This window comes from Streptomyces parvulus, from assembly GCF_014648855.1.
GTDB classification, from domain to species: Bacteria; Actinomycetota; Actinomycetes; order Streptomycetales; family Streptomycetaceae; genus Streptomyces; species Streptomyces parvulus.
Genome location: NZ_BMRX01000001.1, coordinates 291064 through 312822, shown reverse-complemented (window position 1 = coordinate 312822; position 21759 = coordinate 291064). Strand labels below are relative to the sequence as shown.

Here is a 21759-nt window from a genome sequence, read left to right as displayed (position 1 = left end):
AATACGCGGTTTAACCTAGAGCCGTACGAGTCGAACGGCAAGAGCCTCAAGGGGAGTTGGCAGTGGGGGACCGTGACGACCGAGGGGCCATCGGACGCCGGGTGCAACGACTGCGGGCCGAGCGCGGGATGACCCAGCGCCAGCTCGCCGAACCGGCGTACACGCCCGCGTACATCTCGACCCTGGAGGCCGGCCGGGTCCGCCCCTCCGACGACGCGCTGCGGCACCTCGCCAAGCGGCTGGGCGTCGGCTACGAGGAGCTGGCCACCGGGCGCCCGGCGCGGCTCGCCACCGACCTGCGGCTCAGGCTCACCGAGGCGCAGCGCGCGCTGGCCACCGAGGGCGCCGAACAGGCCGCCGGGCAGTACGCCGGGCTGCTCACCGAGGCCGAGGCGCACGAGCTGCCCGAGGAACGCGCCGCCGCGCTGCTCGGGCTCGGCGAGTGCGCCGTGGAGACGGGCGAACTGGCCGCCGCCCGCCAGTACTTCGAGCGCGCCGAGGGCTGCCTCGCCGACGCCGGCGCGCCGCTGCCCGCCCGCGTCCCGGCCCTGCGCGGCCGGGCCGTCGCGCACTACCTCGCCGGTGAACTGCGGTACGCCGTCTACCTCCTGGAGTCCACCCTCGACGAGCTGAACCGCGGCGGCCTGCACGACCCCGACGCGCTGCTGCTGCTCTACGCCAGCGCGATCGGCCCGTACATGGACATGGGGGCGCACGCCCGCGCCGCCCAGGCCGCCGAACTGGCCCTCTCCCTCGCCCCCAGCGCCGGCGACCCCGCGCTGGTCGCCCGGATGCACCGCTCGGTCGCCCGCACCCTGCTCGCCGAGGGGCGCCTCGCCGAGGCGGACGCCTCGCTCGCCAAGGCCGCCGAGCTGTACCGCACGCTGCACCTGCGCACCGAGCTGGCCAACTGCCACTGGATGCGCGGCTACGTGTGCGCCCAGAACGGCGAGCTGCCGCGCGCCGAGGAGGAGATGCGCGAGGCGCTGAGCATGCTCTCCGCCACCCGCGCCGCCCTCTACAGCAGCCAGGTCGCCGTCGAGCTGGCCGACGTACTGCACCGGCGCGGCAAGTCCGAGGAGGCCGCCGGGCTGCTGCACGACGTGCTGGACGACCTCTCCTCCGAGCGCGGCGCGGTGCACTCCGCGGGCGCGCACCGGCTGCTCGGCATCATCGCCGAGGACGCCCGCGACACCGAGGCGGCCGAGGAGCACTACGTCCGCGCGCTGAGCCTGCTGGAGCGGGCGGGCGCGGCCGGCGACCTGGCCGACCTGTGCCGGCTCCTCGGCGACCTGCTGCGGCGCACCGGGCGGGTGGAGGCCGCGCTGGACGCGTACCGCACCGGGCTCGGGCACCGCACCGCGCCCGGCACGACGACGCTGGGTCCGGCGCCCGCCCAGCCGCCGCTGTAGCCCCGCCGCGGGTCCGCCGCCGGCGCCCGCCCAGCCGCCGCCGCAGCCCCGCCGCGGGCCCGCCCGCCGGGACCCGTGCGGCCGCCGGTTTCCGCCGGTCGGGCACGGGTAGTCGGCTCTCGGCCGCCGTGCGGGAAGGAGGCGGTGCCGCGTGCCGCCCACCGACGAGCCCTCGGCCGCCGAACTGATCGCGGCGGAGGTGCGGGGCACACCGCCGGCCGAGGTGCCGGGGCGGATGTGCGCGACCGCCGTGCGGCTGCTCCCGGTGGCCGGGGCGAGCGCGTCGCTGCGCGGCGAGGGCGTGCCGGTGCGGCTGTGCGCGAGCGGGGACCGCGCCTCCTACCTGGCGGAGATCCAGGCCAGCCTCGGCACCGGCCCCTGTGTGACGGCCGTCGAGGTGGGCGCGCCGGTGCTCGCCTGCGACCTGGCGTCCGCCGCGGACGCCGGGCGGTGGCCGTTCTTCGCCCAGCAGGCCACGGCGGCCGGTGTCCGCGCGGTCTACGCCCTGCCGCTGGGCACCGGCGACGCGTGCCTGGGCACCCTCGACCTCTACCGGAACAGCCCCGGCAACCTGAGCGCGCCGCAGCTGCGGACGGCGCGGCTGGTGGCCGGGGTCATCACGGCGGCCCTGATGGCGCTGCCGCGCCGGGCGGGGGCCTGGCTCGACGAGGTGGCAGGGGACCACGACGAGGTCTACCGGGCGGTCGGCATGATCATGGCCCAGCTGCGGATCGGCGCCGACGAGGCCCTCGCCCGCCTGCGCGCCGACGCCTTCGTCCGCGGCCGCACCGTCCAGGACGCGGCGCGTGAGGTCCTCACCCACCGGCGCCACTTCGGCCGGGACGGCCGGGGCCCGGCCTAGAAGGCCCTAGACCTGCGCCCGCCCCAGCCGCCGGGCCTCCGTCAGGTGCCGGGCGCCCGTGTCCGCGGCCGTCCAGGTGGCGTCGTCGGCGGGTTCGGCGAGGGTGCCGTTGGTGAGACTGACGGCGTCGTCGCCGACGCGTACGGCGGCGAGGTCCACGGTGAGGAAGGCGGCGTCTCCCCCGTCCACCGTCACCCGCACGCCCTGCCGGGCCTCCCCCGCCCCGGGCAGCTCCAGGGCGCCGACCCGGACGTCCCGCACCGCGCCCTCGGGAGCGCGGGCCGTGAAGCGCCCGCAGGTGTCCGGCAGGGTCGCGAGCCAGGCCAGCGTGCGGTCCAGGTCGGCGGCCCGGTGCGAGGTCACCCGGTAGTGCAGCTGGGCCCCGCCGTCCGCGTCGTCCAGCGCGGTCGTGGCGCGGGGCGCGCCGGCGCCGAAGAGGTCCTCGGTGTACAGGACGTCCAGCAGGCGGTGGCAGTCGGCCCGCTCGGCGGTCGCCTTGAGCAGCTCGTCCCGCCAGGTGGCGGCGCCCCGCGTCGGCTCCCACGCCTCCCCCAGGTCCTCCTCGGTGATCAGGGCCGCCCGCGCCTGACCCCGGGTGAGCACCGGCGGTACCTCGGCCGGTGTCAGCGCCGCCGGGGAGCGCGGTTCCGTCGGCGCGGGGGCGGCGGGGCGCACCCCCGTCCGTCCGCCTCCGGCGCAGGCGGCGGCCGTCAGCGCCAGCACCGCCGACAGCACGGCGGCGAGCGGGGTGCGGGCGGCGGGGGCGTGCCGCATCGGTGCCTCCTGGAGGGCCGGTGCGACCGGCGCCGCTCCGGGCCCGGCCGCACCCCCCAGGCCACCACCGTCCCCGCCCCACCACCAGCGCGCGCGTCCGTCCGGGTGAGGGACGGGCGGCCGGGCGGGACGGGGGCCGTGCGGTCCGACGGGCGGCTACAGCCCCAGCCACACGGTCGTGTCCGGGCCCAGACGGCCGTCGTCCAGGGGGCCGCTGGTCAGCAGCACCTCGCCGGCCGGGAGGTCGACGGTGTTGCCGGTGAGGTTGGTGACGCAGCGCCAGCGGTCCGAGCGGTCGAACCGGAGGACCCCGGCCGGCATGTCGTCGGCCCAGGTCAGCGACTCCCCGTCGAGTAGCTTGCGGCGCAGCCGCAGCGCCGAGCGGTACAGCTCCAGCGTCGAGCCCGCCACCCCGTCCTGGCCCTGGACGGAGTAGGCCGAGAAGCCCGGCGGCTGCGGCAGCCAGGACCCGCCCGCGCCGAACCCGTACGACGGGCCGTCCGTCGTCCACGGCAGCGGCACCCGGCATCCGTCGCGGCCCTTGCGGACGTGTCCGGTCTGCTCCCAGATGGGGTCCTGGAGGACCTCGGTGGGCAGGTCGGCCACCTCGGGCAGCCCCAGCTCCTCGCCCTGGTAGACGTACGCCGAACCGGGCAGCGCCAGCATCAGCAGCGTCGCCGCGCGCGCCCGGCGCAGTCCGGCCGCCGCGTCCACGGCCGGGGCGTGGCCGCCGGACAGCAGCCAGGCGTCGGTGTCGGTGTCCGGCGGCAGCGCCAGGCGGGTGGCGTGGCGGACCACGTCGTGGTTGGAGAGCACCCACGTCGCCGAGGCGCCGGCGGCGTGCGCGTCGGCCAGCGAGCCCGTGATGATCGCGCGCAGCTCCGCCGCGTCCCAGCCGCCCTGGAGGTACTCGAAGTTGAAGGCCTGGCCCAGCTCGTCCGGCCGGGCGTACAGCGCGCGCCGGGCGCCCGGGACCCAGGCCTCGGCCACCGCCATGCGGGGCGGGGTGTAGGTGTCGAAGATCTTGCGCCAGTCGCGGTAGACCTCGTGGACGTCGTCGCGGTCGTAGAACGGGTGGGTGCCGGGGGCGAACCGCGCGAGCGCCGCCTCGCCGCTCAGCTCGGGGGAGCCGAGGTCGCGCAGCGGCTCGGTCAGGTCCTTGACCAGGGCGTGCGCGACGTCAACGCGGAAGCCGTCCACGCCCCGGTCGCACCAGAACTTCAGCGTGGTGCGGAAGTCGGCGCGGACCTGCTCGTTGTCCCAGTTCAGGTCGGGCTGCTCGGGGGTGAACAGGTGCAGGTACCACTGGCCGTCGGGCACCCGCTTCCAGGCGCTGCCGCCGAAGACCGACTGCCAGTCGGTGGGCGGGAGTTCGCCCTGCGTGCCGCGGCCGTCGCGGAAGACGTAGCGGTCGCGGGCCGGGGAGCCGGGGCCCGCCTCCAGGGCCTCCAGGAACCAGGCGTGGCGGTGCGAGGTGTGGTTGGGGACCAGGTCGACGATCACCTTCAGGCCCAGCCGGTGCGCCTCGGCGGCCATCGCGTCGAAGTCGTCCAGGGTGCCCAGGCGCGGGTCGACGTCGCGGTAGTCGTCGACGTCGTAGCCGCCGTCGGCGAGTTCGGAGGGGTAGAAGGGGCTGAGCCACAGGGCGTCGACGCCCAGGCCGGCCAGGTGGGTCAGGCGCTGGGTGACGCCGCGCAGGTCACCGAGGCCGTCGCCGTCGGCGTCGGCGAAGCTGCGGGGGTAGACCTGGTAGATGACGGCCTGCCGCCACCAGTTGGGGTCCTTGGACGACAGGTCGGGCTTGGCGGCGGTGCTGCGTACGGTCACGCGGTCTCCTTCGCGGGCGTGCGGGCGACACGATCGGTCTGTTAGATCTGTCCAGATCACCCGAAAAGTGAAACCGCGCGCCCGCGACGCGCCGGGGCGGTCCGCCGGCGTGGGGACGGTCCGCCCGGCGGGCTCCTAGACGGCCCGGCGCTCGACGGCCGAGAGGTACAGCTCCACGTACCTGGCCACGTCCACGTCCAGGGCCACGTCCACCAGCGGTTGTTCGCGGGTCCCCTCGTGGAGTTCGGACTCGCCGGGGCGGGCGCGGCGGTCGACGACGGTCTGCCCGCGGGACGGTCCGGGGGCCAGGGAGACCTCCACCGGCAGCCGGCGGGTGGTCAGCCCCGCCGGGTCGATCACCGCGCAGACCGCGCCCGCGTCGCCCAGCCCGCCGCCGGGGTCCGACTCGTCGGTGGCGGGGCCGCGGTGGGCGAGCAGCTCGCCGGCGAGCCGGGTGCCGGGCTCTTCGCTCGCGCGCAGGCGGCGCACGTCCGGGCCCGGGACGATCACCCGCTGGAACACGTCGAGGCCGTACATCGTGATCGGCACGCCCGCGGTGAGCAGGATCGCGGCGGCCTCGGGGTCGTGCCAGACGTTGAACTCGGCGACCGGCGTGGCGTTGCCGGTGGCCACCGCGCCGCCCATGAACACGATCCGCTCGATGTTCCGGGTGACCTCGGGGTGGGTGCGCAGCAGCAGCGCGATGTTGGTCGCCGGGGCGGTGGGGATCAGGGTGACCGGGCGCGGGGAGGCGAGGATCTCCCGGCGCAGCAGGGTCACCGCGTCCACTTCGGCGGCGGCGCGGGTGGGCGCGGGCAGGCCGAGGTCGCCCATGCCGTCCCGGCCGTGCACGTGCCGGGCGGTGCGCACGCCCTCGATCAGCGGGCGCTCGGCACCCCGGGCGACGGGGACGTCGGGGGCGCCGGCCTGCTCCAGCACGGTCAGGGTGTTGCGTACGACGCCGGTCACGTCGGTGTTGCCGGCCACGCAGGTGACGGCGCGCAGGTCGAGGCCGGGGTGGCGGACCGCGAGCAGCAGGGCGAGGGCGTCGTCGATGCCGGTGTCGCAGTCGATGATCACGGGGACGGGCTGCGTCCGGCCGGGGGCGGTCGTCACGGCGGGGCTCCTTGCGCTGCGGGGTGCCGGTGCGGCGACCCTACGCGCGCGGGGCGGCGGCGCCCGCGGGCGGGGGTGCGCGGGGGCGGCCGCCGCGGGGCACCCTCTGCGACGCCCGCAGCCGCCCCGGCGGGCGCACCGCCCGGCACCCCTCGGGCGGGCCGGCCGGCGTTGCCGCGAGTGGGGGCCGGGTGTCGGGAGCGGGAGTGGAGTGCTGTGCGGGGACGTTCGCATGTCGCGTGGCGCCCGGTCGCTCTCGCGGGGCCGTCGGCGGCCGGGGAGGGTCGGGCCGGCGCTCAGCCCGGCGGGCGGTGCCGCTGGTGCCGGGACGTGCGAGCGCCCGTGCCGTCGGGGCGCGGCGTGTCCGGGGTGCCTGCTCCGGGGGGCGCCGACCTGCTCCAGCACGGTCCACGGTGCCGCGTCCTGTCACCCTCGCGGGGCCGCGTCGGCGGTGATGCCGCTCGGGTCGATGCCGCTCGGGTCGGTGCTCAGGGCTCCGCCGGCGGTGTTGCGGCGGGTCCCGCACGCCCCTGTGCCGCCGAAGCAGGCCAGGATGTCCGCATCACGGGCGCAGACCCGGCGCAGCCGCCCTCGCGGGGCCGCCCGCCGAGGGCGCGCCTCCGGGGTTCGCCGAGCGCCGTCCGGTCAGTGGTGGCCGGAGCCGCCGCTGCCGAAGGCTCCGCTGGAACCCGGCAGCCACTTGCGGCGCCGCTGGTCCTCGCCCCGGCGGCTGCCCGAGTGGTGCAGCTCGTAGGGCATCAGCCGGGGGCTGCCGTCCTGGTTCAGCGGGATCTCGTCGGGTTCGCGGATCTCCCGCTCCTCGCGGACCGCGCCCGACGCCGGGAGGTGGGGCTGGTCCTCGGCCCGCGGCCGGTCGGACTCGCGGTCCATGACCCGCATGCCGATCCGTACGGCGCCGATGAGCGCGCCGGCGACCACCAGCCCGAGGATGAAGGCCACTGTCACGTTGACCGCGTCGGACGCGGCCAGCAGTTCATACGTTGCCGTACTCATGTTCTGATTATGTACCCCCAAATGAGATAAAGCGCCCTATATGTCCGACAAGGTGGACGGGCCCCGCCTCACGGGGCCCGCAGCGCGTCCACCGCGATCCGGGCGGCCGTGCCGATGACCGCGTCCGCGGCCGGGAGCGTGGCGGCGGTGTGGGCGGTGCGGGTGAAGACGGCGACGGCGTAGCGGCCCCCGTCGGGGTACTCGACGACGCCGACCTCGTTGCGCAGGGTCGGCAGGCTGCCGGTCTTGCCGGCCACGTGGACGTCGTCGAAGGGGAAGCCCGAGGCCAGGCGGTGCGGCCAGACCTGGAGGCCCATGATCCGGCGCATGGCGGCCCCGTACTCGGGCGGGCAGGCCTCGTCCCGCCAGACCGCGGCGAGCAGCCGGGTCATGTCCCGGGGCGTGCTGCGGTTGGTGCGGGCCGGGTCGAGGGCGCGCAGCCGGGTGATGACGTGCGGGTCGGTCAGCGCCTGCGCGCCGGCGGGGCCGGTGTCCTCCCGCATGGTGGCCAGCATCTCGCCGAAGCCGTACACCGCACGGGTCCGGGTCAGCCCGAGCCGCTCGGCGGTCCGGTTGACGGCGTCCAGTCCGACCCGGCGCAGCAGCAGGTCGGCCGCGGTGTTGTCGCTGACGGACATCATCCAGAACGCGGCGTCGCGCAGCGACATCCGGACCGGGTCCAGCATCGCCGAGAGCCCCGTGGGCCCCGGGGTGCGCCCGGCGGGCGGGCACTCGACCTGCTCCGTGAGGTCGAGCGCCCCCGCGGCGGCCCGCTCGTGCAGCGTCACCAGCACGCACACCTTGTGGACGCTGGCCGTGCACACCGCCTGGTCCGCCCCGGCCTCCACCTGCGCCCCGGAGTCGACGTCCACGGCGTGCAGCCACCCGGTGACCCCGGCCTCGGCGAAGGCGGCGTCCAGGCGCGCCAGGGTGACGGTGTCGGTCACAGCCAGTACTCCGATGCCGGGCGAAGGTGCAGGGGCCGGGCGGGAGCCTCCGAGTGGGCGCCGGCCGTGGTGCGCAGGGCGTGGGTGGCCGCGTCTGTGAAGGCGGCGACGGCGGAGTCACCGCGCCCCCTGGGCCAGGCCACGGAGTGCCGCCAGGCGGGCGCCGCCCCGGCCAGCGGCCGCCAGACGAGGTCCTGGTCGCCGGGGGTCACCAGCCGCGTGTCGCGCGGGCACAGGGCGACGGCCCCGGAGGACAGCACCAGGCCGCGTACGAAACTGGCGCCCTGCCCGTGCCGTACGGCACCGGGCGTCCAGCCGCCCCGGGCGCACGCGGTGAGCAGGTCGTCGTAGACCGCGGGGGCGTCGGCGCGCGGGAAGAGGACCAGGTCGTAGCCGGTGAGCGCGGCCAGCGGCACCTCCTCCCGGTCCGCCGGGACCGCGCCGCGCGGCAGCAGCACGCCGAGGTCGCGGCGGAGCACCGGCCCCAGTTCCAGGCCGGTGACGTCGCACGGGTGGTGGATCAGGCCGACGTCCAGCTCGTGCGCGGCGAACCCGGCGAGCTGCTGGGCGGTGGACAGCTCGTGCAGCTCCAGCTCCAGACCGGCGTGGCGGCGACGGAAGTCCGCGAGCAGGGCGGCGACGGTCTCGCCGGAGATGTCGGGGGACAGCGCGGCGCGCAGCAGACCGGTCTCGCCGTCGCGGACCCGGCGCGCGGTGGCCCGCAGGGACTCGGCGCGGGTCAGCAGTTCGCGGGCCTCGGCGAGGAGCAGCGTGCCCGCCTCGGTGATCCTCACCTGGCGGCTGGTGCGCTCGAAGAGCCGGACGCCCAGCTCCCGCTCCAGCCGCTGGATGCGCTGCGACAGGGGCGGCTGGGCCATGCCGAGCCGGGCCGCGGCACGCCCGAAGTGTGACTCTTCTGCAACAGCCACGAAGCACTCCAGGTGCCGCACCAGGTCCACGACCAGTAATCATATCGGGGATTGATCGATCCGACATCCATATGAATCTTGGACACGGGCCCGACGGTGTTGCTCTCCTCGGGGCATGCGCTCCTTCCGCGACCTCGCACCCCGCCCGGCCCGGTGGCCCGCCGCGCTCGCCCTCGCCCTCCTGCTGCCGCTGGCCGGCTGCTCGGCCGACTCAGACCGGCCCGAGGCGGCGCCACCCGCGAGCGGCGCGTCCCCGGGCGGCGGTGCGGGCACCGCACCGCCGGAGGTCCGCGGGCGGCTCGCGGTGGACGGCCACGACCGCCGCTACCTCCTGCACCGTCCCGCCGCCGACGGCCGCAGGCCCCTGGTCATCGCCTTCCACGGCCGCGGTGAGCGCGCCGCCGACCTGCGGGAGAAGAGCGCGCTGCAACGGGCCGCCGGGCGGCGCGGCATGCTGGTGGCCTTCCCCGAGGGCCTGGACCGGGGCTGGGGCGCGGGCAGCCGGGCCACCGCCTCGCGCCCGGACCCCGGCCTCGACGTGCGCTTCACCGAGGCGCTGGTCCGGCACCTGGTCCGCACCGAGCGCGCCGACCCCCGGCGGGTCTACGTCGCCGGGTTCTCCAACGGCGGCTCCATGGCCCTGCGCATGGCCGCCGAACGCCCCGCCCTGATCGCCGGGGCGGCCTCGGTCTCCGGCCAGCTGACCGCCGGCGACGCCGCGGTGAAGCCCACCGGGCCCGTCCCCGTCATGGTCGTCTACGGCGCCGACGACCCCGTACGCCCCCTGGCCGGCCTGCCCTCCCCGCCGCCGGACCCCGAGGAGCCGATCCTGCCGAGCCTGTCGGCGCGGGACACCGCCGAGGCGTTCGCGGACGCCGGGGGAGCGGGCGCCCCGGTCACCCGGGCGCGCAAGGGCTACGACGAGACCGTCTGGCGGGCGGGGGACGGCGGGGACGGCGACGCCGTGCGCCTCCTCGTCGTCCACGACGCCGGCCACACCTGGCCGGGCACGGCCGTCGCCCCGCCCGACGGGTTCGGCCCCGTCAGCAAGGACCTGGACGCCACCGCCGCGATCCTCGACTTCTTCACCGGCCCCGCCGGCTGACCGGCCGCGCCGGCTGACCGGCCGCCCGCGCCGCCGGCACCCGCGCCGACGATCCGGAACGCCGGCCGCCACCGGCCGTCGGCAGGCGCACCAGCCTCCGCGAGGAGCACCGGCCGCACCGGGTCCATCGCCCCGGCCCGGCCGCCGCCGGCCCCACCGTCCGCTACCGGTTCCCCCGGCCCCCCGGCCGCCGCCAGGCCCACGGTCCGCCGCCGGGCCCACCGCCCCCCCGCTCACCAGAGCCCCCGCCCACCAGCCCCCGGCCCGCACCGCCCCGACGCCACCGACGTACAGGAGATCCCGATGTCCGAACCCTCCTACCTCACCTCCCCCCGCCGCCGCGGCCCCCGCAACGGCGTGCGGGCCGTAGCCGCGGTCGGGGTCGTGCTCGCGATCGCCGCGGGCGGCTCGTACGCCGCCGGGCTCGGTCCCTTCGCGCGCGGCGACGACGGCCCGGACCCCGCCGCGATGGAACAGGCGCGGGCGTTCCTCGCCGACTGGTCCGCCGGGCGCCTGCCGAGCGCGGCCGGCCGCACCACCAGACCCGGTACGGCCGAGGAGGTGCTCCAGAGCTTCACGGCCGGGCTGGACATCGAGAAGCCGAAGCTGACGGCGGCGAAGGAGGCGGAGGAGGCCGAGGACGGCACCCTCGGCGTGCCGTTCACCGCGCGGATGCCGATCAGCGGTCTCGGCACCTGGACTTACGAGTCGCGGCTGCCGCTGCGGGAGCAGGAGAACGGCGACTGGAAGGTGGACTGGCGGCTCTCCCTGGTGCATCCGAGGCTCAGCGACACCGAGAAGTTCCGGCTGGAGCGCGAGGAGACCGCCGCGCCGAAGGTCACCGACCGCGAGGGCACCTCCCTCAACGGCGGCCGGTACCCCTCCCTGGCACCGCTCCTGGGCCGGCTCGCCGGCGACGCGGGCGGCGGTCCGCGCGGTGCGGTCGAGCTGGTCGACCGGGCCAGCGGCGAGGCCGTGCGCACCGAGGCGTCCTTCGGTGAGAAGCCCGACCCGGCCACGGCGGACCAGCCGGTGCGCACCACCCTGGACGCCCGCTGGCAGTCCGCCGCCGAGGAGGCCCTCGCGAAGGCCGACGGCAAGAACGCCGCGCTCGTCGCCCTGCGCGTGGACAACGGCGAGGTCCTGGCCCTCGCCAACTCCCCTTCCACCGGCTTCAACCGCGCCGCCTCCGGCACCTACGCCCCCGGCTCCACCTGGAAGATCGTCACCAGCAGCGCCCTGCTGCTCAAGGGCGCGGTGAAACCGGACGACGTCGTGGACTGCCCCAAGTACCTGACGGTCGGCAAGGAGTTCCACAACGTCGAGACGTCGGAGCACCCGGGCGCCACCTTCCGCAAGGACTTCATGGAGTCGTGCAACACGGCCTTCATCAGCCTGCGCGGCAAGCTCGACGACGCGGAGCTGGGCGAGGTGGCCCGCACCTACTTCGGGGTCGGCCAGGAGTGGCACGTCGGCATCCCGACGTACGACGGCTCGGTGCCGGTCCCCAAGGACCAGACCGAGAAGGCCGCGTCGATGATCGGGCAGGGCCGCATCCAGGCCAACCCCCTGATCATGGCGTCCGTGACGGCGACCGCGGTCTCGGGCGAGTTCCACCAGCCGTCCGTCACCGCGGGCAACGAGAACGGCACCCGCACCGAACCGCTCCCCCGCGAGGTCGTCACCCAGCTGCGCGGGCTGATGCGGGACACCGTCACCGACGGCACCGCCCGCGGCCTGGCCGACCTGCCGGGCGAGGTCGGCGCCAAGACCGGCACCGCCGAGGTCTCCGAGGACCAGGACAACAACGGCTGGCTCGTCGCCCACCGCGGCAACGTCGCCGTCGCCGTGGTCGTCGAGGAGGGCGTCACCGGCGGCGGCTCCGCGGGGCCGGTCGTGCACAGCCTGCTGTCCGCCGTACCGGAGGACCCCTCCTGACGGTCGCGGCCGCCCCGGGCGGGCGGATCAGCCCAGGCGCAGCGGCAGTTCGGCCAGGCCGTGCAGCAGGGTGCCGGTGCGCCGGGTGAGCGTCGCCGGGTCGGTGGCGAACGCGAGCGCGGGGCAGCGCTCCAGCAGCAGTCGTACGGCGACGGTGGCCTCCAGCCGGGCCAGCGGGGCGCCCAGGCAGTGGTGGAGACCGTGGCCGAAGCCCAGGTGGCCGCCGGGAGCGCGGCCGGCGTCGAAGCGGTCGGGGCCGGGGAAGTGGCGGGGGTCGCGGGAGGCGGCGGCGAGGGAGACGAGGACCGCGTCGCCGGCCGCGATCGGGGTGCCCGCCAGTTCCAGCGGCTCGGCGGCGAAGCGGAACGCCGTGCTGTGCACGGGGGAGTCGAACCGCAGCGACTCCTCCACGGCCCGCGCCGCCAGGTCCGGCTCGGCGCGCACGCGGGCGAGCTGCTCGGGGTGGCTGAGGAGGCTGTGGACGGTGGCGGAGATCAGATGGACGGTCGTCTCGTGCCCGGCGACCAGGATCAGGAAGGCCATGCCGAGGAGTTCGTCGGGGGTGAGCGCGCCGGTGTCCGCGGCCTCGGTCAGGTCGCTGAGGAGGGTGCCGTCCGGGGCGGCGCGCTTCTCGCCGGTCAGGTCGGTGAGGTAGCCGGTCAGGGCATCGGCCGCGGTCGCCGCCGCCTCGGGCGAGGTGGGCGTCACCAGCTCGTTCGACCAGGTGTGGAAGGCCGGTCGGGCGGTGCCGGGCACGCCGAGGACTTCGCAGATCACGGTCACCGGGAGGGGCAGCGCGTAGCGGGCGACCAGGTCCGCCGTGCCGGGGTTCGGCAGCGCGTCCAGGAGTGCGCCGGCGAGGTGCTCGACGCGGGGGCGCAGGGCGGCGGTCCGTGCGGGGGTGAAGTGAGCGGCCACCAGCCGGCGCAGCCGGGTGTGCTGGGGCGGGTCGCTCTGGAGCATGTTGCTGCCGAGGGCGTGCCCGCCGTCGGTGTCCCAGGACGCCGAGTGCCGGATGTCGTTGCGCAGCCGCGGGTCGGTGAGCGCGACCCGCGCCGCGTCGCGCGACACGACCAGCCAGCTCTCCCCGCTCCCCGGCACGGACACCCGGTGGACGGCGCCGGTGGCCCGGAGGGCGGCCACTTCCTCTGGGGTGTGCGCGGCCATGGAGCCTCCTGGAGGGCGGGACGGGGAGCGCAGACGGGGGGCGGGAGCGCGAACGGACGAACACAAGCGGCGCACGAACACGGTAAGCGGGGAGCACTCCCCGTTTCGTCGCTCGACGATAGCATCGGCGCCGATGGCACGGGGAGCACTCCCCGGTTCGTACGACGCGGAGGGCGAGGATGACCGTCGGCGCACGCGGCGCGGCGCCCCGGCAGCGGCGCGACGCGCGACGCAACCGGGAGCTGCTGCTTGAGGCGGCCCACGAGGTGTTCACCGAGCAGGGTCTCGACGCACCGCTGGACGTGATCGCGCGCCGGGCGGGCGTCGGCAACGCGACGCTCTACCGCCACTTCCCCGCGCGGGGGGATCTCGTGGACGCCGTGTTCCGGGACTCGCTCACCGGCACGATGGAGGCCGGCGAGCGGGCCCGGAGCGCCACGGACGCCTGGGCGGGCCTCACCGGATACCTCGACGCCGTCTTCGCGGCGCTGGCCGCCGACCGCGGCTCCAACGACCTGATGACCACGCGGCTGCGGGGCGTGGACAGCCTGGAGGCCGTCCACGAGCACAACCGCGCGACCGTGGACGCGCTGCTGGTCCGCTGCCGGGACGAGGGCACCGTGCGCGCCGACGTCACCACCGAGGACGTCCTGTTCGGGCTCGCGGCGCTGGGCCGCGCGGTCCCGGCGCTGACCGCCGCGACCGCGCCGGACGCCTGGCGCCGCCCGCTCGCCCTGTTCCTGGCCGGCCTGCGCGCCGCGCCGACCGCGCCGCCCCTACCGGCCCCCGCCCTCACCGCCGCCGAACTCGCCGGCGTCCTGGGCGAACTGGGCCCCCACCGCACCCGCCCCGGCGACCGCGACTCCGGGGCGTGAGGCGGGGCGGGGTCAGCCGCGGGGCGTGGCGCCAGTGCCGCCGTCGCCGCGGTCGACGGTCTCCCCCTGGATGATCCGCGGTGCCGCCGGCTCGCCGGGCGGCGTCCGCTCCTCGTCCTTCATCGCGCGGGCCTCGGACTTCAGGATGCGGGCGGACCTGCCCGCCGACCGGGTCAGCTCCGGGAGCTTCCGGGCGGCGACGACGACCGCGACGACGATCAGGACGACGGCCAGCTCGCTCAGTCCGAACACGGCGCTCCTTCTTACGCTGGTTCCGGTGGTCCCTCTACGCTCGTGTAGAAGTTACCAGGGCCCGGAACAACGGCGGCCCGCGCGCAGTTCTCTACAGGCGAGTAGAAGCGCGGGTGCGCGAGCACTCCCCTTCTCTTTGCAGGTCCTTTACCATGTGAGGGAAAACCTCGGGCGCCGGCTGGTACGGCGCCCGCCGACCCCGTTAAGGAGTCCCGTTCCGTAATGGAGCCTCCCAGTACCGGCTGTGCCACGGCCGGCCCGCCAGTCCCCCCGTACACGCGTGAGGGAAGCGGGGTGGCACGGTGACCGAGGTCCTGCTGCTCCTGCTGGCCCTCCTGCTCACCCTGGCCTGTGCGCTCTTCGTCGCGGCCGAGTTCTCCCTCACCACCGTCGAACGCGGTGACCTGGAGCGTGCCGCCGAGTCCGGCGAGCGCGGCGCCGAGGGTGCCCTCAAGGCCGCCCGGTCCCTGACCCTCCAGCTCTCCGGTGCCCAGCTGGGCATCACGGTGACCTCGCTGGTCATCGGCATGCTGGCCGAGCCGTCCATCGCGGTGCTGCTGCGCGGCCCGCTGACGGCGATGGGCCTGGGCGCGGCGTCCTCCACGGTGGCGACGCTGCTCGGCGTGGTGCTCTCCACCGTCGTCCTGATGGTCGTGGGCGAGCTGGTCCCCAAGAACTGGGCGATCTCCCGCCCGATGGCCGTCGCCAAGGTCGTCGCGGGCCCTCAGCGCGGCTTCACCACCGCCTTCGGCCCCTTCATCCGGCACCTGAACGACACGGCCAACCGCTTCGTGCGCCGCTTCGGCCTGGAGCCGGCCGAGGAGCTGGCGTCCGCCCGCAGCGCGGAGGAGCTGGTCGCCCTGGCCCAGCACTCGGCCGCCGAGGGCGCGCTGGAGGCCGACTCGGCGGAGCTCTTCGTCCGCACCCTGCACCTGGGCGAGCTGACCGCGGAGAACGTCATGACGCCGCGCGTGGACGTCAAGGCCCTGGAGGCACACGCCACCGCCGCCGACGCCGCGAACCTGAGCCACGCCACCGGCCTCTCCCGCTTCCCCGTCTACCGGGACAGCCTCGACGAGGTCATCGGCACCGTGCACATCCGCGACGTACTGGCCCTGGAGCCGGAGCGCCGGGCCACCACCCCCGTCACCGAGCTGGCCGCGGCGCCGCTCCTGGTGCCGGACAGCCTGCCCGCCGACCGCCTCCTGGAGCGCATGCGCCGGGCCCGGACGATGGCCGTCGTCATCGACGAGTACGGCGGTACGGCGGGCGTGGCGACCGTCGAGGACATCGTCGAGGAGGTCGTCGGCGAGGTGCGCGACGAGCACGACCCGGTCGAGATACCGGATCTGCTGCCCGCCCCCGCGGACCCCGACGGCCGCGCCGCCTGGGAGGCCGACGGCTCGCTGCGCCTGGACCACCTGGAGCGCATCGGCCTGACCGCGCCGGAGGGCCCGTACGAGACCCTGGCCGGCCTGGTCGCCACCCGGCTCACCCGCATCCCCGTCAAGGGCGACGTCGTCGACCTGGACGGCTGGCGCCTCGACGTCCTCGACGTCGACCACCACCGCGCGGACCGCCTCCGCGTCACCGCGCCCGCACCCGTCGTGGGTGCGCGGCAGGAGCACGAGCAGCGGGAGATGGCCCGATGACCGCCGTACAGCTCTTCATCGGCGCGCTGACGCTGCTGACCAACGCCTTCTTCGTGGGCGCCGAGTTCGCCCTGATCTCGGTGCGCCGCAGCCAGGTCGAGCCGCGCGCGAAGACGGGCGACAAGCGCGCCCGGATGACCCTGTGGGGCCTGGAGCACATCTCCCAGATGATGGCCACGGCCCAGCTCGGCATCACCGTCTCCTCGCTCGTGCTCGGCGCGGTCGCGGAGCCGGCCATCGCGCACCTGATGGAGCCGGTGTTCGAGGCGGTGCACATGCCGCACGCGCTGGTCCACCCGGTGGCCTTCGCGATCGCGCTGACGCTGGCGACGTACCTCCACATGCTGATCGGCGAGATGATCCCGAAGAACATCGCGCTGGCCGCCCCGGCGCCCACCGCCCTGCTCCTCGGCCCGCCGCTGGTCGCCCTCACCCGCGCCCTGAAGCCGTTCGTCTTCGGCATCAACGCGTTCGCCAACACCCTGCTCAAGCTGCTCAGGGTGGAGCCGAAGGACGAGGTGGAGGCCGTCTTCACGGACGACCAGCTGGCCCGCATGGTGGTCGACGCCAGCGAGGCCGGACTGCTCACCCCGGCCGACGGCGAGCGCCTGCGCGACGCGCTGGAGCTGGGCACCCGGCCGGTCGGCGAGATCCTGGTCCCGTCGCAGAAGATGCGCACGGTCCCGCACACGGTCACCCCGGCCGAGCTGGAACGCATGGCCGCCGAGGCGGGCTTCTCCCGCTTCCCGGTCACCGGCCCCGGCGGCACCGTCCTCGGCTACCTGCACATCAAGGACACCCTGGGCCTCACCGACCGCGACCGCCCCTTCCCGCGCACGGCCCTGCACCGCGTCACCCGCGTCCGCATCGACACCCCCCTCGACGACACCCTCACCGCCCTGCGCACCGAGGACAGCCACCTCGCCGCGGTCACCGGCGAGAAGGGCGCGGTCCTGGGCTTCGTGACGATGGAGGACGTCCTGACGGAACTGGTGGGACCGACACCGGTGACGTCGTGACCCCGCTGGCGTCCTGACCCCGCCCTCCCCTACCAGCCCGTCGCCACCAGGTGGTTGACGAGCAGGGCCAGGACGGCCTGGGCGGTCAGCCAGGCGCGGGGGTGGGGGAGGAACGCGCAGGCCGGGAGGAGCCACTGGGCGAAGGGGAGCCAGATGCGTTCCGTCTCCGCCTTGCTCATGCCGGACAGGTCGGCGATCAGCAGGGCGAGCAGGCCCGCGCAGACGAGGAACGCGAGGCGGGTCTCCCCCGTGGCGTCCGCGGTGTCCGGTGAGCGGACGCCGCCGGTCGCGGGCGGCCCGCCGCGTCGGCGGGTGGTGAGGCGGGCGACGGCGCGGCGCAGGCCCGCCGCCGTCGCGACGCCCGTGATCAGCACCGTGCAGGCGAGGTTGGCCCACACCCAGTACGCGTAGGGGCGGACGGCGGCCGCGCCCTCGTAGTAGCGCTCGACGAGCAGGTGGTACGCCTCCCACCAGTCGAACCCGGCCGCCGTGAACGCCACCGGCACCACCGCCATGCCCGCCAGCAGCGGCACGAACAGCACCGGCCGCGCCCGCACCCCGCGCCGGCCGAGCAGCAGCACCGCCGCGCCGATCACGGCGACCAGCGTCAGACCGTACGAGAGGTAGCAGGTCAGGCCGAAGAGGAGGCCCGCGCCCGCCGCCCACCACAGGGAGCGTCCGGTGACGGTGAGGGCGAGCAGCGCCACCGACCAGGCGGCGACCGCCGCGAAGTAGCCGTCGGCGGAGGTGCCCATCCACACCGCGGCCGGTGCCAGCACCAGGAACGGCGCCGCCCGCCGGGCGAGGCGCTCACCCGCCAGGGCCCGCACCGTCACCAGGACCGCCACGCACGCCGTCGCGCCCACGGTGATGGTGAACGCCCCCGCCCAGCCCCCGCCGCCCAGCCCGATCCGGTCGAGCAGCACGTAGGTGAGTGTGGCGCCCGGCGGGTGGCCGGCGACGTGGGCGGGCCAGTTGTCGGGGGAGTGCAGCAGGATGTGCCCGTTGAAGTCGCGCAGGGTCGCCGGGATGTCGCGCCAGCGGTCCATGACCGACAGGTACTCCTGACCCGTGGTCAGCCGCCAGGCGACGCCCCGGTCCCAGCCGTCGATCAGCGCCAGCGACCAGGTCCAGGCCATCGCCGCGCCCCAGGCCGCCGGCAGCAGCGCGCGCCGGCCCAGCCGGGCGGCGACGGCCGGCCCGTACGCCACGACCGCCGCCCCCACCAGGACGGCCGCCGGGGTACCGGGACCCACGTGCGGGTCCCAGCGGCCCAGCAGCGGCGGCCACCCCACGATCAGGTCGTCGAAGGTGTACACGTTGCGGCCGACGAGGACGGCGGCCGCGACGAGCAGCACGGCCGCCGCGGCGGCGTACAGATCGCGGGGGACGGAGCGGAGGCGGGTCACACCACGACCGTAGGGCGACGGATCGCGCGGTCGGCGGCGCACACGGCGGACGTCAGCGTTTCGTCATGGGTCGCGGACCGCTTTCGGGGGCCTCCCCTGCCTACGGTCGGGACATGCGTGACCTCGCCCCCCGGCTCCCGTCCTCCCCGGGCTTCTGGCGCAGCCCCCTGCGCGGCCCGTGGTTCACCTCGGTGCTCGGCCTCGTGCTGCTCGCCGGCATCACCGTGCTGTTCGTGACCGGCCTGCTCTCGTACGCCGCGTACAACCCCGGCCTGTCCCCGGTCAACGACAAGACCCCGGACAAGGGGATCCTCGGCTTCTACCTCTTCGCCTGGCCCACCGGCCCCACCTGGCTCTACCGCCTCACCCAGGGCGTCCACGTCACCCTCGGGCTCACCCTGATCCCGGTGCTGCTGGCCAAGCTGTGGTCGGTGGTGCCGAGGCTGTTCACCCTGCCGCCGGCCCGTTCGGTCGCGCACGCCCTGGAGCGGATCTCGCTGCTGCTGCTGGTCGGCGGCGCGCTCTTCGAGTTCACGACCGGGGTGCTCAACATCCAGCTGGAGTACCTCTTCCCGGGCTCCTTCTACCCGCTGCACTTCTACGGCGCCTGGGTCTTCGTCGCCGCGTTCGTCGCGCACGCCGTCCTGAAGACGCCGAAGGCGCTGCGCAACCTGCGGGCGATGCGCGGGGAGAGCGGCGGCGCGGAGGCGGGCGGGGCGCGTGGAGATGAGGCCGACGACCTGGTGTCGCCGCGGCCCGCGCCGCCGACCGTCTCGCGGCGCGGCGCCCTGTGGTTCGTGGGCGGCGGCTCGCTGCTGATGTTCGCCACCAACGCGGGCCGCAGCTTCGACGGGCCGCTGCGGGCCACGGCCGTGCTCTCCCCGCACGGAGGGCCCGAACCGGGGAACGGCCCGAACGGCTTCCAGATCAACAAGACCGCCGCGCACGTCGGCATCGACCCCGCCGAGACCCGCGACGACGTCTGGCGGCTGGTCGTCACGGGACGCTCCGGGACCGTCCGGTTCAGCCGTGCCGACCTGCTCGCCATGGAGCAGCACAGCGAGGCCCTGCCCATCGCCTGCGTCGAGGGCTGGTCCACGTCCGACCAGTGGTGGCGCGGCGTGCGGCTGCGCGACCTCGCCGCCCGGGCCGGCTTCGAGGACGACCCGCCCGACGTGTTCGTGGAGTCCCTCCAGCGCGGCGGCGCCTTCCGCAGCGGCGCCCTGCGCGCCAACCAGGTCGCCGACCCGCGCGCCCTGCTCGCCCTGTCCGTCAACGGCGAGGCGCTGAGCCCCGACCACGGCTACCCGGCGCGGATCATCGTGCCGGCCGCGCCCGGCGTGCTGAACACCAAGTGGGTGGCCCGGATGACGTTCGGAGACCTCGGATGAACCCCGTACGCGTGTCGCGCGGGCGGCCGGCCGGGCTGCGGTCCGCGATCGGCAGCCCCTTCCAGATCCTCCTGCTCGCCTGCTCCTTCGCGCTCGCGGCCTACGCGGGCGTGCGGCTGCTCGCCGGCGACTGGCTCGGCGTGGCCCTCTGGTTCGCCGGGGCGGCGCTGCTGCACGACCTGGTGCTCGTGCCGCTGTACTCGGCGCTGGACCGGGCGGTCACCGGCGGGCTGGGCGCCGTCCACCGGCGTGCGTGGGCGATGTACGTGCGGGTCCCGGCGGCCTTCTCCGCCCTGCTCCTGCTGGTGTGGTTCCCGCTGGTCGGCGGCCGGGTCGACGCGTCCTACCGGGGGACGACGGGCCTGTCGGCGGACGGCTACCTCGCCCGCTGGCTGCTCATCACCGCCGTGCTGTTCGGCGGCTCGGCACTGCTGCTGGCGCTGCGTTCGCTGCGCAGCGCGACGAAGGGGCGGTCCCCGGACGTCCACTGAGCGGCGGTCCGCCAGCCCCCGCGGGCCGCGTGCCGCAGCAGCGCGCGGGTGCCGATCCGCGCCCAGGGGAAGGGGCTGCCGGACGGGGCGTGGCCGTCGGTGACGTCGACGAGCTGCACCTGGGCGCGCTCGTCGACGTCCACCCGCGCGGTCTCCGCGATCAGCAGCCCGCCCGGGGCGAGCAGGGCGGCCACGCGGGTGAGCAGGGCGCGGGGGTCGCCGCCGATGCCGACGTTGCCGTCCATGAGGAGCACGGTGTCCCAGCGTCCCTCGCCGGGCAGCGGCTCGAAGACGGAGCGCCGCAGCGAGTGCCCGCCGGAGCGCACGGTGCGGTCCACGGCGGCCTCGCTGACGTCGATGCCGAGGACGGTCCTGCCGCGGGCGGCGAGTTCGGCGACCAGGCGGCCGGGCCCGCAGCCCACGTCGAGGACGGCGCCCTCGCACCGGTCGAGGACCTCCAGGTCGACGGGGTCGGCCACCGCGCACCAGCGCTCCACGTCGAGCGGCAGCAGCCACCCGTCGGCCCGCCGCAGGAACAGCGGCCCGTGACCGGCCCGCAGGGCGGCGGCGTACGGGTCGGAGGCGGCCCAGGGCGCGGGGGGCGCCAGGGAGAACGGAGCCTCGGGGAGACGTCCGGCGGCCGGCCACTCCGCCTCCCGCGCGGCACGGGCCCGCCACTCCACGTCCGTCGCCGGGTGGACCGACTCGTCCACGGCGGTGCGGATCCGTCCGGCGCCGGCCCCGTTCCCGGTCCGCCCGCCCGCGTCGCCGCTCATCGGCCGCTCCCCGCACACCGACACCCGACACCCCTGCGCACTCCGGCGCGCCCACGCCCGTCCGGTGACCGCCGAGCCGTAAGCCCACCCGGGTCCGCCGGGGGTGCCCCGGCGCCGGGTACGGTCCCGGTCACCGGCGGTGTCCCCACGCCCGCGTCGCCGCTCACCGCGTCACCCGCGTGTCCATGACCGCCGTGCACGCCGCGAGCCGCGCCGCGAAGCCGCCGTGCGGGGCCAGTGCGGCGACGGCTCGGGCGTCGTCGGCGGTGTCGACGTCGCGCAGGGGCGGCAGGTCCCGTACCCGCAGACCCGCCGCCAGCAGCCGCTCGCGCTGCACGGCACCGGTCACCGGCGTCGACATCGGCACGCCCCGCAGCAGCGCCGGGTCGGGGCGGGCCAGGCCCAGCGCCCAGAAGCCGCCGTCCTCCGCGGGACCGAAGTACGCGTCGCACCCGGCGAAGTCCGCGTCGAGCAGGTCCGGCGTGACCTGCGGGGTGTCCATCCCGATCAGCAGGGCGGGCCCGGAGCAGCCGGCGAAGGCCGCCGCGAGCCGTTCGTCGAGGCCGCCCGCGCACTGCGGTACGACGTCGAAGCCGGGCGGCAGCCAGGGCCCCGGGGCGCCGTCGAGGACCAGCACCCGGCGCCGGGCCGGCGCCGCGGCCACGGCGCGCAGGGTGTCGGCGAGGGACGCCTCGGCCAGGGCGGCCGCCTCGTCCGGCGTGAAGGGCGGGGTGAGACGGGTCTTGACCCGGCCGGGCCGGGGTTCCTTGGCGATGACGAGAAGGGTGCGGGTGCCCATCATG

Annotated in this window: 20 protein-coding genes; 9 read left to right on the top strand and 11 right to left on the bottom strand. The window is 76.1% G+C overall.

Translation table 11 applies throughout. The features are described 5' to 3' along the window. The first annotated feature begins 62 nt into the window (after positions 1 to 62). Together IE108_RS01490 and IE108_RS01485 are read left to right on the top strand one after the other, a co-directional pair. Positions 63 to 1412, top strand: coding sequence for a helix-turn-helix domain-containing protein (locus IE108_RS01490; protein WP_064728901.1), 1350 nt, complete (start codon positions 63 to 65; stop codon positions 1410 to 1412). Positions 1413 to 1563: 151 nt separating this feature from the next. Then, entirely contained in the window at positions 1564 to 2274 is a 711-nt protein-coding gene (locus IE108_RS01485; RefSeq protein ID WP_064728902.1) for a GAF and ANTAR domain-containing protein, read from the top strand. A 6-nt stretch (positions 2275 to 2280) separates the two neighbouring features. On the opposite strand, the gene IE108_RS01480 is transcribed toward IE108_RS01485, so the two are convergent. The 6 genes from IE108_RS01480 to IE108_RS01455 all read right to left on the bottom strand — a co-directional run bounded on the left by IE108_RS01480 (position 2281) and on the right by IE108_RS01455 (position 8881). Further along, positions 2281 to 3048, bottom strand: a complete 768-nt coding sequence (locus tag IE108_RS01480; RefSeq protein WP_064728903.1) for a hypothetical protein — start codon at positions 3046 to 3048, stop codon at positions 2281 to 2283. Between the two features lie 156 nt (positions 3049 to 3204). After that, on the bottom strand, positions 3205 to 4875 hold the full coding sequence (locus IE108_RS01475) for a glycoside hydrolase family 13 protein (protein WP_064728904.1): 1671 nt from the start codon (positions 4873 to 4875) through the stop codon (positions 3205 to 3207). Positions 4876 to 5010: 135 nt separating this feature from the next. Beyond that, entirely contained in the window at positions 5011 to 5991 is a 981-nt protein-coding gene (locus IE108_RS01470) for a nucleoside hydrolase (RefSeq protein ID WP_064728905.1), read from the bottom strand. Positions 5992 to 6636: 645 nt separating this feature from the next. Next, complete coding sequence (locus tag IE108_RS01465) at positions 6637 to 7005, bottom strand: DUF6479 family protein (RefSeq protein WP_064728906.1); 369 nt, start codon at positions 7003 to 7005, stop codon at positions 6637 to 6639. Positions 7006 to 7073: 68 nt separating this feature from the next. Continuing rightward, complete coding sequence (locus IE108_RS01460) at positions 7074 to 7952, bottom strand: serine hydrolase (protein ID WP_064728907.1); 879 nt, start codon at positions 7950 to 7952, stop codon at positions 7074 to 7076. Beyond that, a complete protein-coding gene (locus IE108_RS01455) occupies positions 7949 to 8881 on the bottom strand; it encodes a LysR family transcriptional regulator (RefSeq protein ID WP_269465971.1) in 933 nt (310 codons plus the stop codon). The genes IE108_RS01460 and IE108_RS01455 overlap by 4 nt, the downstream gene beginning before the upstream one ends. 115 nt (positions 8882 to 8996) lie before the next feature. Between IE108_RS01455 and IE108_RS01450 the strand changes: the two genes are divergently transcribed. Together IE108_RS01450 and IE108_RS01445 are read left to right on the top strand one after the other, a co-directional pair. Beyond that, entirely contained in the window at positions 8997 to 9986 is a 990-nt protein-coding gene (locus tag IE108_RS01450; protein WP_064728909.1) for a CE1 family esterase, read from the top strand. A 303-nt stretch (positions 9987 to 10289) separates the two neighbouring features. After that, positions 10290 to 11924: a penicillin-binding transpeptidase domain-containing protein gene (locus tag IE108_RS01445; RefSeq protein WP_064728910.1), complete on the top strand. Its 1635-nt coding sequence runs from the start codon at positions 10290 to 10292 to the stop codon at positions 11922 to 11924. Between the two features lie 27 nt (positions 11925 to 11951). Here IE108_RS01445 and IE108_RS01440 read toward each other — a convergent pair whose 3' ends face one another. Further along, positions 11952 to 13091, bottom strand: a complete 1140-nt coding sequence (locus IE108_RS01440) for a cytochrome P450 family protein (RefSeq protein ID WP_064728911.1) — start codon at positions 13089 to 13091, stop codon at positions 11952 to 11954. 179 nt (positions 13092 to 13270) lie between these two features. On the opposite strand from IE108_RS01440, the gene IE108_RS01435 reads away from it, so the two are divergent. After that, positions 13271 to 13966: a TetR/AcrR family transcriptional regulator gene (locus tag IE108_RS01435; RefSeq protein ID WP_064728912.1), complete on the top strand. Its 696-nt coding sequence runs from the start codon at positions 13271 to 13273 to the stop codon at positions 13964 to 13966. Between the two features lie 12 nt (positions 13967 to 13978). Here IE108_RS01435 and IE108_RS01430 read toward each other — a convergent pair whose 3' ends face one another. Next, positions 13979 to 14218 (bottom strand): twin-arginine translocase TatA/TatE family subunit, encoded by a 240-nt coding sequence (locus tag IE108_RS01430; protein ID WP_064728913.1) that lies wholly within the window; start codon positions 14216 to 14218, stop codon positions 13979 to 13981. 302 nt (positions 14219 to 14520) lie between these two features. Between IE108_RS01430 and IE108_RS01425 the strand changes: the two genes are divergently transcribed. Both IE108_RS01425 and IE108_RS01420 read left to right on the top strand, forming a co-directional pair. Then, positions 14521 to 15870, top strand: a complete 1350-nt coding sequence (locus tag IE108_RS01425; RefSeq protein WP_064728914.1) for a hemolysin family protein — start codon at positions 14521 to 14523, stop codon at positions 15868 to 15870. Further along, entirely contained in the window at positions 15867 to 16889 is a 1023-nt protein-coding gene (locus IE108_RS01420) for a hemolysin family protein (protein WP_064728915.1), read from the top strand. The genes IE108_RS01425 and IE108_RS01420 overlap by 4 nt, the downstream gene beginning before the upstream one ends. A 29-nt stretch (positions 16890 to 16918) precedes the next feature. On the opposite strand, the gene IE108_RS01415 is transcribed toward IE108_RS01420, so the two are convergent. Continuing rightward, entirely contained in the window at positions 16919 to 18298 is a 1380-nt protein-coding gene (locus tag IE108_RS01415) for a glycosyltransferase family protein (protein WP_064728916.1), read from the bottom strand. Between the two features lie 113 nt (positions 18299 to 18411). Here IE108_RS01415 and IE108_RS01410 point away from each other — a divergent pair, with 113 nt between their 5' ends. Then, a complete protein-coding gene (locus tag IE108_RS01410; RefSeq protein WP_064728917.1) occupies positions 18412 to 19689 on the top strand; it encodes a molybdopterin-dependent oxidoreductase in 1278 nt (425 codons plus the stop codon). Beyond that, positions 19686 to 20180 (top strand): hypothetical protein, encoded by a 495-nt coding sequence (locus tag IE108_RS01405; protein WP_159394617.1) that lies wholly within the window; start codon positions 19686 to 19688, stop codon positions 20178 to 20180. The genes IE108_RS01410 and IE108_RS01405 overlap by 4 nt, the downstream gene beginning before the upstream one ends. On the opposite strand, the gene IE108_RS01400 is transcribed toward IE108_RS01405, so the two are convergent. Both IE108_RS01400 and IE108_RS01395 read right to left on the bottom strand, forming a co-directional pair. After that, a complete protein-coding gene (locus IE108_RS01400; protein WP_229851544.1) occupies positions 20066 to 20956 on the bottom strand; it encodes a class I SAM-dependent methyltransferase in 891 nt (296 codons plus the stop codon). The two genes, IE108_RS01405 and IE108_RS01400, sit on opposite strands and share 115 nt — an antisense overlap. 163 nt (positions 20957 to 21119) lie before the next feature. Continuing rightward, positions 21120 to 21758 (bottom strand): TIGR04282 family arsenosugar biosynthesis glycosyltransferase, encoded by a 639-nt coding sequence (locus IE108_RS01395; protein ID WP_372462819.1) that lies wholly within the window; start codon positions 21756 to 21758, stop codon positions 21120 to 21122. Position 21759 lies beyond the last annotated feature (1 nt).

Coding starts and splice junctions, on each gene's coding strand:
- IE108_RS01480 (WP_064728903.1), bottom strand. CDS start 3,048: ATGCGGCACGCCCCCGCCGCCCGCACCCCGCTCGCCGCCGTGCTGTCG.
- IE108_RS01465 (WP_064728906.1), bottom strand. CDS start 7,005: ATGAGTACGGCAACGTATGAACTGCTGGCCGCGTCCGACGCGGTCAAC.
- IE108_RS01450 (WP_064728909.1), top strand. CDS start 8,997: ATGCGCTCCTTCCGCGACCTCGCACCCCGCCCGGCCCGGTGGCCCGCC.
- IE108_RS01445 (WP_064728910.1), top strand. CDS start 10,290: ATGTCCGAACCCTCCTACCTCACCTCCCCCCGCCGCCGCGGCCCCCGC.
- IE108_RS01440 (WP_064728911.1), bottom strand. CDS start 13,091: ATGGCCGCGCACACCCCAGAGGAAGTGGCCGCCCTCCGGGCCACCGGC.
- IE108_RS01435 (WP_064728912.1), top strand. CDS start 13,271: ATGACCGTCGGCGCACGCGGCGCGGCGCCCCGGCAGCGGCGCGACGCG.
- IE108_RS01420 (WP_064728915.1), top strand. CDS start 15,867: ATGACCGCCGTACAGCTCTTCATCGGCGCGCTGACGCTGCTGACCAAC.
- IE108_RS01410 (WP_064728917.1), top strand. CDS start 18,412: ATGCGTGACCTCGCCCCCCGGCTCCCGTCCTCCCCGGGCTTCTGGCGC.
- IE108_RS01405 (WP_159394617.1), top strand. CDS start 19,686: ATGAACCCCGTACGCGTGTCGCGCGGGCGGCCGGCCGGGCTGCGGTCC.
- IE108_RS01400 (WP_229851544.1), bottom strand. CDS start 20,956: ATGAGCGGCGACGCGGGCGGGCGGACCGGGAACGGGGCCGGCGCCGGA.
- IE108_RS01395 (WP_372462819.1), bottom strand. CDS start 21,758: ATGATGGGCACCCGCACCCTTCTCGTCATCGCCAAGGAACCCCGGCCC.